The sequence below is a fragment of the Wolbachia endosymbiont of Drosophila leontia genome (assembly GCF_028981785.1).
GTDB lineage: Bacteria > Pseudomonadota > Alphaproteobacteria > Rickettsiales > Anaplasmataceae > Wolbachia > Wolbachia pipientis.
On the sequence record NZ_JAPQLK010000085.1, the window covers coordinates 1 to 10,554 of the forward strand.

The window sequence follows — 10,554 nt, forward strand, 5'->3', positions numbered from 1 at the left end:
TGCAACTCAAATAAAAGCTACTATTGGTGCAACTGTTGAGGTAATAAAGCGAAGTGAATTACATTCTTTCATTGTATTGCCAAAGAGATGGGTTGTTGAGCGATCTTTTGCTTGGTTAGAAAAATGTAGAAGATTGTGGAAAAATTGCGAACGTAAACTCAACACCAGCTTGCAAATGATTGTCCTTTCCTTCATTTCTCTCCTATTACGAAGATTTTAAACAGGTTCTGAGTAAGGCCGCTATTGGCATGACAGACATTCATCGTAGTCAATATCTGTTTTTTGTTGCAATATTTCACTTTTTTTGAATATGTCATGCGAGACCTTATCGGCTCTCTGCATTGATTGTGATCTGCAGTAATATAAGCTCTTCAATCCTTTTTTCCAAGCAAGCATGTGTATTTTGTGCAAGTAACGTTTATGTACGTTGGCAGGTAAGAACAGATTTACTGATTGAGATTGACAAATATACGAAGTTCTATTACTTGCATGTTCTATAATCCATCTTTGGTCAAGCTCGTACGCTGTTTTAAATGTCAATTTTTCATGCTCACTAAGAAACTCTAAATGCTGAACGGAACCCTCGTTTGTTGAAATTGAAGACCATATTTTATCATTGTCTTGATTTTTTTCTGCTAATAGTTTTTGCAAGAATTTATTTCGCACTACAAATGAACCTGTAAGTGTCTTTTGTATGAATACGTTTGCTGCGTATGGTTCTATTCCAGGGGAGGTATTACCTGCAATAATGGAGATCGAGGCAGTAGGAGCAATAGCGAATTTGTGTGTAAACCTTTCCATTAGATCAACTTCTTTGGCATCAGAACATGCTCCCTTTTCTTCTGCTAATTTTTTAGAAACTATATCTGCTTGCTCGCGTAAATACTTAAATATTTTTTTATTCCATTGTTGTGCTGTTACTGATTCAAAAGGAACCATTTTGCTTTGTAAAAACGAATGAAGGCCCATCACACCAAGACCAATACTGCGTTCTCTTATTGCAGAATATTTTGCTCGCTGCATTTCATTCGGTGCTTTATTTATGAAATCTTCCAATACATTATCAAGAAAGCGCATTATATCTTCTATGAAGAGTTTATTGTCTTTCCATTCTTCGTAGTACTCAAGGTTTACGGATGATAGACAACACACAGCAGTGCGTGACTTATTCAGGTGATCATAACCTGTGGTTAAAGTTATTTCACTGCATAGATTTGACATCTTGATGTCTAAGTTGAGCTTTTTGTAAGATTCTGGCTTATTGTTATTTGTTGCATCAAGGAAAATAATGTAAGGTTCTCCAGTTTCAACTCTTGCTGTTAATATTTTGATCCATATATCCCGCGCTTTTACAGTTGAAATAACCTTATTGTTGTGAGGGCTTATTAAATTCCATTCTTGATCATTCTCAACAGCCTGCATAAATTTATCTGTTACTATTACAGCATGATGTATATTTAACGCTTTGCGATTTGGGTCACCGCCTGTTGGCTTGCGTAAATCCAGAAACTCTTCTATCTCCGGATGAGATACAGGAAGATAAACTGCTGAACTTCCTCGCCTTAAGGATCCCTGACTAATTGCAAGTGTTAGAGCATTTTGCACTACAATAAATGGAACAATTCCTGATGTTTTGCCGCTACCCTTTACGCTTTCGCCTATTGAGCGTAAATTTCCCCAATAACTACCTATTCCACCACCACGTGCAGCAAGCCAAACATTTTCATTCCATAGATCAACTATTCCCTGCAAGCTGTCTTCGGTTTCATTAAGAAAGCAAGAGATAGGTAACCCTCTCTTAGTGCCACCATTGCTGAGTATTGGTGTTGAAGGCATGAACCACAAGTTGCTCATGTAGTCATAAAGACGCTGCGCATGTTCTTTATTATCAGAATAGTAATTAGCAATACGTGCAAAGAGGTCTTGATAACTTTCATTTTCTATTAAATACCTGTCTGATAGAACTGCTTTTCCAAAGTCGGTTAATTTGCTGTCCTTTGCGTAATTAATGGTAATGTTATTCATAAAATTCCTTTTATTCTTTTATTATATATAGATACTTAAAAGTCATTTTGAGCGATTTTTAAGTTAGGTTTTTCGGATTTTCTTGTTGATGCTGTAATGCAAACAAGATACCGTCAACCTGACTGCCATGTATTTTACAGTAACTCATATAACTTATTTGCATATTTATTTCTTTTGCAACATGTTGAACATAACTTTCTGAGTGACGAAAATAGTCTCCTTTATTTACAAAGTCAATACCTTCACCTTCCTTTCTTCTTATTAAACATACAATAACTCCTTTTTTGCTCGTAGATCTTTTTGCTAATTTCAATTCTTCTTGAAAGTCATGTAGATAATGTAGCACTTCAGCAAAGATAATTACATCATACTGCTGGTTTTTCTCTTGTTTAAGAAACTCTTTCATTTCCATATGTATTAATTCATTGTAAACAGGCTTACCTTTTATAAAGCATCCTCTTGCGATATTTAGCATTCTACTTGAAATATCAATTCCTGTTATGTGGTTTCCAATACTATTTATTTTTAAGAAATGACCACATATTCCAGTCCCACAACCAAGGTCAAGTATATTGAGCTCAGAAGTGGAGTTGTTGAAGATTTTTGTAATTATCATGTGTACAAGTTCATGCCCTCTATATTGTTTGGCAATCAACCAATGCTCAACAAAATATTCACCTGTGTAATCAAAATATTGTCTTATGAGGTTTTTTGGCAATTCTGTAATAAGCGCTGAGTTTGTCATTTTTTTTATATAGTAAGACGCCTCCTCGTGGTCATTATCTAATTTTAGTGTCCTTGTTAAATAATTATAAGCTTTGTTAGTATTCCCTGCCGCAAAATGACACCTTCCGATGTTATACCAGACTATAGGTAAATGGGGGTAAAATATGCTAATTAACCAAAATCGTAACTTTGCATCTGATATGCTACCTTTATAAAAGTGATATAAACCGATTTCAATGTTGGTGTTTAACAGGTTCTTAGATTTTTTAAGAAGCACTGTCATTTCTTTATGAAGAGTATTATATTTATTCACAATGAAGTGTTTTACTTTCTTAATATTTAATACGCCAATGAGCTTAGACATACAATTTAAAGCAACGTTTTTTATAAAAGAGAGATTACTTTTCATACGTTAGAAATACTCCGAATGTTTATTATCATTTTTAGGCAGTTGATTTTAACACATTTTATCTTACAAAATATCTTTTTTATTAATTTTTACTGTATACATAAGTTTACCACATATTTCTCAGATTATACTGTTTAGGATTGCTAGTATATTGTTGTTGATAATATAAGTAAATGTTTTGTGCAAAAAGGCGTTGACATATTATTTATTAGGTTATAATATATAAAAGATAGATTTAGTTTTTAGATGTTTGACAAGTTTTATGGTAGAGATTAATTTGATCTCAATTCAATTTTAATAATATTTAACTCTGCATATTCTGCATATAGTCGGATAAATAAATTATTAAGAGCGCTTGATGGATGCCTTGGCGTTAAGAGGCGATGAAGGACGTGGCAGGCTGCGATAAGCTGTGGGGAATTGTCAACAAATTTTGATCCGCAGATTTCCGAATGGGGAAACCCAACTAGTTTAGCTAGTTATTACGTACTAAGTATGTAAAGCAAACTTGGTGAACTGAAATATCTAAGTAGCCAAAGGAAAAGAAATCAACCGAGATTCTGTTGGTAGTGACGAGCGAAAGCGGAAAAGGCTAGTGATTTAAGAATAAGAATTAGAATACTCTGGAAATGGTAACCATAGAAGGTGATAGTCCTGTATAAGTAGAAAGTTTTTAAATCCTTGAGTAGAGCGGGGCACGTGAAATCCTGTTTGAATATGGGGGGACCATCCTCCAAGCCTAAATACTCCTTAACGACCGATAGTGAACAAGTACCGTGAGGGAAAGGTGAAAAGAACCCCGGGAGGGGAGTGAAATAGAATCTGAAATCAAGTGCTTACAAACAGTTGGAGCTCTATATCAATTTATTGATATTTAGAGTGACAGCGTACCTTTTGCATAATGGGTCAGCGAGTTAATCTATGAAGCAAGCTTAAGCCGTTAGGTGTAGGCGTAGCGAAAGCAAGTCTGAATAGGGCGTTTTAGTTTTATGGATTAGACCCGAAACCAAGTGATCTAGTCATGACCAGATTGAAGGTGTGGTAAAGCACACTGGAGGATCGAACCAGTTAATGTTGCAACATTATTGGATGAGTTGTGATTAGGGGTGAAAGGCCAATCAAACTTGGAAATAGCTGGTTCTCCGCGAAATCTATTTAGGTAGAGCGTTGTATGTATGTTGTTGGGGGTAGAGCACTGGATAGACTAGGGGGATTCACCGTCTTACCAAATCTAACTAAACTCCGAATACCAACAATTAATTATACAGCAGGCACACTACGGGTGCTAAGTCCGTGGTGAAGAGGGAAACAACCCAGATCACTGTCTAAGGTCCCAAAATTACAGCTAAGTGGGGAAGGAAGTAGAAAAACCATTACAGCTAGGAGGTTGGCTTGGAAGCAGCCATCCTTTAAAGAAAGCGTAACAGCTCACTTGTCTAAATAAGTTTTTCTGCGCCGAAAATGTACCGGGGCTAAAGCTGTATACCGAAGATGTGAGTGCTTATCGATTTCGATCAATAGGCGCGGTAGCGGAGCGTTCCGTAAGTCTGTGAAGGTGGTTTGTGAAAACTGCTGGAGATATCGGAAGTGAGAATGCTGACATAAGTAGCGTAAAAGAGTGTGAAAAACACTCTCACCAAAAATCTAAGGGTTCCTACGTTAAGTTAATCTGCGTAGGGTTAGTCGGTTCCTAAGGCGAGTCCGTAAAGGAGTAGTCGATGGCAATTAGGTTAATATTCCTAAACCTCTTAAGTGTGACGGGTTTCGTATTTGTATAGATCTTATTGGATTGATCTATGCTCAAAAGAGGCTCCAGGAAATAGCACTTATATTTATGAGGCCGTACCGCAAACCGACACTGGTGGATGAGTAGAGTATACTAAGGTGTTGAAAGAATGATGTTGAAGGAACTCGGCAAATTATACCTGTAACTTCGGAAGAAGGGTAACCTGCTTTTAGGCAACTATGAGTAGGTGGCACAAAATAGGGAGTAGCGACTGTTTACTAAAAACACAGGACTCTGCAAACACGTAAGTGGAAGTATAGGGTCTGACGCCTGCCCGGTGCTGGAAGGTTAATAGGAAGGGTGCAAGCTCCGAATTGAAGCCCCAGTAAACGGCGGCCGTAACACTGACGGTCCTAAGGTAGCGAAATTCCTTGTCGGGTAAGTTCCGACCCGCACGAATGGCGTAACGATTTCTCCACTGTCTCCAACATCACTTCAGCGAAATTGAATTCCCCGTGCAGATGCGGGGTACCCGCGGTTAGACGAAGAGACCCCGTGCACCTTTACTATAGCTTTACATTGCTATTAAAAGTGTGATGTGCAGAATAGGTGGGAGACTTTGAAGTTGTGGCGCTAGCTATAATGGAGTCAACCTTGAGATACCACCCTTTACACTTTTGATATCTAACTATGTTTCATTATCTGGAACTAGGACATTGTATGGTGGGTAGTTTGACTGGGGCGGTCGCCTCCTAAAAAGTAACGGAGGCGTGCGAAGGTGAGCTAGAGCTGGTCGGAAATCAGCTTGATAGTATAATGGCATAAGCTTGCCTGACTGCGAGGCTGACAAGCCAAGCAGAGACGAAAGTCGGTCATAGTGATCCGGTGATTCTGTATGGAAGGGTCATCGCTCAACGGATAAAAGGTACGCCGGGGATAACAGGCTGATGGTGTTCGAGCGTTCATAGCGACGGCACCGTTTGGCACCTCGATGTCGACTCATCACATCCTGGGGCTGAAGAAGGTCCCAAGGGTTCGGCTGTTCGCCGATTAAAGTGATACGTGAGTTGGGTTTAGAACGTCGTGAGACAGTTCGGTTTCTATCTGCCGTGGGTGAAGGAAATTTGAGAAGGTCTGACTCTAGTACGAGAGGACCGAGATGGATATACCTCTGGTGTACCAGCTGTTATGCCAATAGCATCGCTGGGTGGCTATGTATAGATGGGATAATTGCTGAAAGCATATAAGCAAGAAACCCTCTTCAAAAAGATTTCCCAATTAAGGCCGTGGAAGACTACCACGTTGATAGGCTAGGTGTGGAAGCATGGTAACATGTGAAGCTAGCTAGTACTAATAGCCTGATTGATTTATTTGCTTTCTATATGTGTGTATGCAGTGTTAAATATTAAGTTAAAATTGTTAAGTTAGAAATTTTTATTGACTTGGTGGCTATAGCAAAAATGAACCACCCGATCTCATCTCGAACTCGGAAGTGAAACTTTTTAGCGCTGATGGTACTTGAAAAGGGAGAGTAGGTCGCCGCCAAGTTTATAAAAATTTCTTTGTTAGTTAGACAGTGGATATACTTATATTTTAACTTTCTTGTTTTGTTACTATTCTTTAAGTTTTTACTTTAACCACGATATCTTTTTTTTCTTATATGTTCTTGGTCATTTTCTACATTATTTAGCATTGTTCCTACTTCCCCTAATCGACTCCCTTTTGAAGGAGAATTACTGATTTCTGGTAATATTACATTACCTCCCACTTTTTTAAATAATTCTTCTTGTTGGCGAAATGCTGACCTCCAATCTGTTCCTGTTCCTTTAGGAAGAAATAAGAATTGATACATCTGACCAAAGCCTGTGTTATTTACCTCTTTTATATGCTCTACCATTCACCACACCCATTAACTATTTTTAAAAATTTTACCTATATTATCATAAAAAATATAGTTGTAAATACCTTAATTGAGATTTTTTTTATTTTATCTTTTTTAAGCAAATAGTTAGATCTTTTTGTAAGTTTTTATAACTTGCTTGCATAATGTTTCTATGAGTTAGTATTATGTAGTAGTGCCCTATATTACTTATATTTAAAATGCTAATTTTAGCAAGCATTCGTAGTCGCCTTTTTATTTTATTTCTTTTTGCTGCTTTTCCGGTTTTTTTACTGATAGCCAGACCTACTCTAATGGTATGAATGTACTTTTCAGGTTCTCTTTCTTTTATAGCGTACAGTGATATATAAAGCCCACGATAAAAAAGACTGTTGAGTGCTAACTTATTTTTGAAAGCAGAAGAAAAATCTTTTTTTTTATACTTACTATGCGCATAATTTGTTACACCCTAATGAACGGCGCCTATTAAGGATTTTTCTTCCAGCTCTTGTTGCCATACGTGAACGAAATCCGTGTCTGCGCTTTCTTATCAAATTTTTTGGTTGAAATGTTCTCTTCATTGTTTTTATATTAATATAATTATTTATTTTAAATTGTTTTACTTTATTGTCAAATAATGGTGAACTTGTATGACATTTTCGTAGAATAAAATTTGATGCATGGAAGAATGAATTCGGTGATAGTCATACCTGTCTTACTAATCCTTTTGTTTTGTTTTAGTAGGTTTCAAGAAGTAAATAAGGTTAAATATTATCTATATCTTAGTTGTGTATGGATGCTAACTTGGTTGTTAGTATTCTATAATAATTGTTTTGTAACTTTTATTTCTATAGCGTTACTTTTTTTCATGCTTGCTTTTATCTTTAAAAATAAAAGAAATAAGATAATAAAACTTTCGTTATTTGTGGCTTTGGCCATATCATTTTTTATCACTTTATTTATAATGCTGTCTATTTTTATTCAATCCATTAGTTTTTTTAATAAAGTAGCTATTTCAGAATTCTTGTTTTGCTTGAAATGGGGCCACAATGTAGTCACTATCAATGAAGAGAAGATAGGATGTTTTGGTATAGCGCCGCTTTTAGTTGGTACATTACTTATAACTATTATAGCAATGTTAGTTGTCGTTCCGCTTGGTTTATTTTCTGCAATATATATTAGTGAATATGCGAGTGAGAAAGTGCGTTATATTGTTAATACAACTTTGCAAGTTTTGTCTGCTATTCCTACGGTTGTATATGGATATTTCGCGGTTGTGTTTTTGTCTTTCTTTATAAAGCAGGTAGCAAATTTTTTTGGTTTAAGTATACACTCAGAAAGTGCCTTAGTTGCCGGTTTATCGATTGGGATAATGATTCTTCCTTTTATTATTTCTTTACTCGAAGATGCCATAAGATCTGTTCCAAAAAGCTTGCGTTATGGCTTCATGGCACTTGGTGCAACTCCAGCGGAAACTATATGGCATATAACAATACCTTATGCAATGCCTACAATTTTAAGTGCAATTTTATTGTCAATTTCAAGAGTGATAGGTGAAACAATGATTGTGCTAATGGCTGTGGGAATCAACGCAAATTTGACTTTTAACCCTCTTAATTCAGTTACTACCATTACCGTGCAGATCGCTACATTACTTACCGGAGATCAGGATTTCAATAGTGTACAAACTCTTGCTGCTTATGCGCTTAGTTTAGTATTGTTTATTATTACTTGGCTATTAAATGCGTTTGCATTGTTTGTAATGAAGCGTAACTAGTAAGCGTTTTAATGTTGCAAAATTTCTATTAATAATATAAAATCTACTTTCTTTAGAAGTTCTTTTATGGAATTATAGTGTTAGGTGATAAAAATAAAGAGATGAATATAGGTAGAGCGATTAAGGTAACTCAAGCAGTTGTTGATATAAAATTTGAAGGTGAATTGCCTAAAATATTTAATGCTTTAAAAAGCAAACTAAAATATAAGGATGAGGAGCTGGTTTTAGAAGTTTCGCAGCATATAGGTGACAATGTAGTTCGTTGTATTGCTATGGATAGCACAGATGGCGTGTCAAGGGGGGATGAATTTGTTGATACAGGTGCACCAATATCGGTGCCAATTGGGCGTTCAACTTTAGGAAGGATTTTTAATGTTGTTGGAGAGCTTATAGATGAGTGTGGTCCACTGAAGGGAAAATATAACTTAGAGCCTATACACAGAGCACCTCCAAGTTTTACTGAACAGAGAATACAGGAAGAAGTTTTAGTTACGGGAATAAAAGTTATAGATCTTCTTGCGCCTTATCTTAAAGGAGGAAAAATTGGCTTATTTGGTGGAGCCGGTGTTGGTAAAACAGTCCTAATAATGGAATTAATTAATAATATAGCAAAAGCTCATAAAGGATTTTCTGTGTTTGCCGGGGTAGGGGAGAGAACGCGTGAAGGTAACGATCTTTATCACGAGATGATCACTTCAAATGTAATAAATATAAATGAGCATGAAAAATCTCAAGCTGTTTTGGTTTATGGTCAGATGAATGAGCCTCCTGGAGCAAGGGCTAGAGTTGCTTTAACAGCACTTACTATGGCAGAGTATTTTCGTGACCGTGAAAACCAAGATGTTCTATTTTTTGTGGATAATATCTTTAGATTTACACAAGCTGGTTCTGAAATTTCTGCTTTACTTGGAAGAATACCGTCAGCTGTTGGTTATCAGCCAACCCTTGCAACTGATATGGGTGCAATGCAAGAAAGAATAGCTTCAACAACTTCTGGCTCTATTACTTCTGTGCAAGCTATATATGTTCCTGCGGACGATTTAACTGATCCAGCTCCAGCAACTACGTTCTCTCACCTTGATGCCACCACAGTGTTGTCAAGGCAAATAGCTGAAATGGGAATATACCCTGCTGTTGATCCACTTGATTCAACTTCTCAGTCTTTATCTGCTGAAATCATTGGTGAAGAACATTATAAGGTAGCTTCTGAGGTGAAACGTATATTGCAAACTTATAAATCACTGCAAGATATTATCGCAATACTTGGTATGGATGAGCTATCTGATGAAGATAAAATTATTGTTGATAGGGCTCGTAAGATTCAGAAATTTCTTTCTCAACCTTTTCACGTTGCAGAAATATTTACTGGCATGCCTGGTAAATTTGTTTCACTTTCTGATACTGTTTCCAGTTTTAAAGGGATTGTTGAAGGTAAATATGATCACTTACCAGAGGCTGCTTTTTATATGGTGGGGAATATAGATGAAGCAATAAAAAAGGCTGAATTAATACAAGCTGAAGCTAAATAAAAGTTAAAGATTATGAATACTTTTAAAGTGCAATTTTTCTCTCCTGATGATCAAATTTCATTCAGTGGAGTGGTTTCTCTTTCAGTAACTGGGCTCGAAGGGGAGCTTATGATTTTAGCTCACCATGCTCCTTACTTAATTTATTTATTGCCTGGTATGATTACTGTTAAAATGAGTAACCAAACAGAAAAGAAGGTTGTAATTGATAGTGGCGTATTAGAAGTTGCAAGTAATAATTGTAGCATTATAACAAGTCAAATTCAGGTTTTTGATCGTGCAATTCATGATGAGAAATCGTTTAAAAATAAGAGAATTAGTATATACTTAAGTTATCTTGATGAGAAGTTTCTTTCTAAGAACCTGTTAAGGATCTCGAAAATATGAGGTAGAATAAGCATAGTTAAGAAAGAGGCATATCTATGCAAAAAAGCTATCCAAGCGATATAAGTAAAGAACAATTTGAAAAAATTAGACCAATACTGG

The 10,554-nt window shown here is 36.3% G+C and carries 8 protein-coding genes, 2 rRNA genes and 1 pseudogene; 6 read left to right on the forward strand and 5 right to left on the reverse strand.

Translation table 11 applies throughout. The annotated features are described in order from the left end of the window. Positions 1-220: transposase (locus OZD63_RS02855; RefSeq protein ID WP_275008063.1), on the forward strand; the 220-nt coding region annotated here is incomplete at its 5' end. A gap of 20 nt (positions 221-240) precedes the next feature. Here OZD63_RS02855 and OZD63_RS02860 read toward each other — a convergent pair. Together OZD63_RS02860 and OZD63_RS02865 are read right to left on the reverse strand one after the other, a co-directional pair. Beyond that, complete coding sequence (locus OZD63_RS02860) at positions 241-2,025, reverse strand: ribonucleoside-diphosphate reductase subunit alpha (protein ID WP_275008064.1); 1,785 nt, start codon at positions 2,023-2,025, stop codon at positions 241-243. Positions 2,026-2,083: 58 nt separating this feature from the next. After that, entirely contained in the window at positions 2,084-3,160 is a 1,077-nt protein-coding gene (locus OZD63_RS02865) for a methyltransferase domain-containing protein (RefSeq protein ID WP_274979723.1), read from the reverse strand. Positions 3,161-3,495: 335 nt separating this feature from the next. Between OZD63_RS02865 and OZD63_RS02870 the strand changes: the two genes are divergently transcribed. Together OZD63_RS02870 and rrf are read left to right on the forward strand one after the other, a co-directional pair. Continuing rightward, positions 3,496-6,261: ribosomal RNA gene (locus OZD63_RS02870) — 23S ribosomal RNA — on the forward strand. A gap of 66 nt (positions 6,262-6,327) precedes the next feature. After that, positions 6,328-6,434, forward strand: a 5S ribosomal RNA gene (gene rrf, locus OZD63_RS02875). Between the two features lie 85 nt (positions 6,435-6,519). Here rrf and OZD63_RS02880 read toward each other — a convergent pair. The 3 genes and pseudogenes from OZD63_RS02880 to rpmH all read right to left on the reverse strand — a co-directional run bounded on the left by OZD63_RS02880 (position 6,520) and on the right by rpmH (position 7,346). Then, positions 6,520-6,783 carry a hypothetical protein gene (locus tag OZD63_RS02880; protein ID WP_274979722.1) on the reverse strand — a complete coding sequence of 88 codons (264 nt, stop codon included), beginning with the start codon at positions 6,781-6,783 and terminating at the stop codon, positions 6,520-6,522. 85 nt (positions 6,784-6,868) lie between these two features. Beyond that, positions 6,869-7,192: pseudogene (gene rnpA, locus OZD63_RS02885) on the reverse strand (ribonuclease P protein component); the annotation flags it as partial. 19 nt (positions 7,193-7,211) lie between these two features. After that, entirely contained in the window at positions 7,212-7,346 is a 135-nt protein-coding gene (rpmH, locus tag OZD63_RS02890) for a 50S ribosomal protein L34 (protein WP_006279898.1), read from the reverse strand. A gap of 107 nt (positions 7,347-7,453) precedes the next feature. On the opposite strand from rpmH, the gene pstC reads away from it, so the two are divergent. From pstC to OZD63_RS02905, 3 genes are all read left to right on the forward strand, one after another. Then, the gene (gene pstC, locus OZD63_RS02895) at positions 7,454-8,542 is read left to right on the forward strand and encodes a phosphate ABC transporter permease subunit PstC (RefSeq protein WP_274979726.1); all 1,089 of its coding nucleotides are present in this window, start codon (positions 7,454-7,456) and stop codon (positions 8,540-8,542) included. A 101-nt stretch (positions 8,543-8,643) separates the two neighbouring features. Further along, entirely contained in the window at positions 8,644-10,071 is a 1,428-nt protein-coding gene (gene atpD, locus OZD63_RS02900; RefSeq protein WP_274979725.1) for a F0F1 ATP synthase subunit beta, read from the forward strand. Between the two features lie 12 nt (positions 10,072-10,083). Then, the gene (locus OZD63_RS02905) at positions 10,084-10,455 is read left to right on the forward strand and encodes a F0F1 ATP synthase subunit epsilon (RefSeq protein WP_275008065.1); all 372 of its coding nucleotides are present in this window, start codon (positions 10,084-10,086) and stop codon (positions 10,453-10,455) included. Positions 10,456-10,554: the final 99 nt, after the last annotated feature.

Coding starts and splice junctions, on each gene's coding strand:
- OZD63_RS02860 (WP_275008064.1), bottom strand. CDS start 2,025: ATGAATAACATTACCATTAATTACGCAAAGGACAGCAAATTAACCGAC.
- OZD63_RS02865 (WP_274979723.1), bottom strand. CDS start 3,160: ATGAAAAGTAATCTCTCTTTTATAAAAAACGTTGCTTTAAATTGTATG.
- OZD63_RS02880 (WP_274979722.1), bottom strand. CDS start 6,783: ATGGTAGAGCATATAAAAGAGGTAAATAACACAGGCTTTGGTCAGATG.
- rpmH (WP_006279898.1), bottom strand. CDS start 7,346: ATGAAGAGAACATTTCAACCAAAAAATTTGATAAGAAAGCGCAGACAC.
- pstC (WP_274979726.1), top strand. CDS start 7,454: ATGAATTCGGTGATAGTCATACCTGTCTTACTAATCCTTTTGTTTTGT.
- atpD (WP_274979725.1), top strand. CDS start 8,644: ATGAATATAGGTAGAGCGATTAAGGTAACTCAAGCAGTTGTTGATATA.
- OZD63_RS02905 (WP_275008065.1), top strand. CDS start 10,084: ATGAATACTTTTAAAGTGCAATTTTTCTCTCCTGATGATCAAATTTCA.